Origin of the sequence: Stenotrophomonas sp. SrG (genome assembly GCF_050031795.1) — a bacterium.
GTDB lineage: Bacteria > Pseudomonadota > Gammaproteobacteria > Xanthomonadales > Xanthomonadaceae > Stenotrophomonas > Stenotrophomonas rhizophila_A.
This window is the reverse complement of the sequence record NZ_JBNBBE010001809.1, coordinates 1-230: the sequence shown is the minus strand read 5'-3', so window position 1 is coordinate 230 and position 230 is coordinate 1. Positions and strand designations below refer to the sequence as shown.

Here is a 230-nt window from a genome sequence, read left to right as displayed (position 1 = left end):
GCTGCTCGTGGCGCTGCGCGGGCCGGCCACCGGGACCCACTACCTCGACCGCACCGCCCTGGCGGTGATGTTGCCACAGCTCTCCAAGGACGTGGGCGCCACCAAGGAAGACTATGCGCGGCTGGTCACGGTGTTCAGGCTGTTCTACGCCGCCGGCCAGGTCGTGTTCGGCCGCCTGGTCGACCGCATCGGCACCCGCATGGGCTTTGCGCTCTCGATTGCGGGGTGGT

At 69.6% G+C, this 230-nt stretch carries 1 protein-coding gene; it reads left to right on the top strand.

What is annotated here, in order from left to right; all coding sequences use genetic code 11:
* Nucleotide 1: 1 nt before the first annotated feature.
* Nucleotides 2–230, top strand: a 229-nt coding sequence (locus ACQG3P_RS25470) for an MFS transporter (RefSeq protein ID WP_426806594.1), incomplete at its 3' end; no start/stop codon positions are given.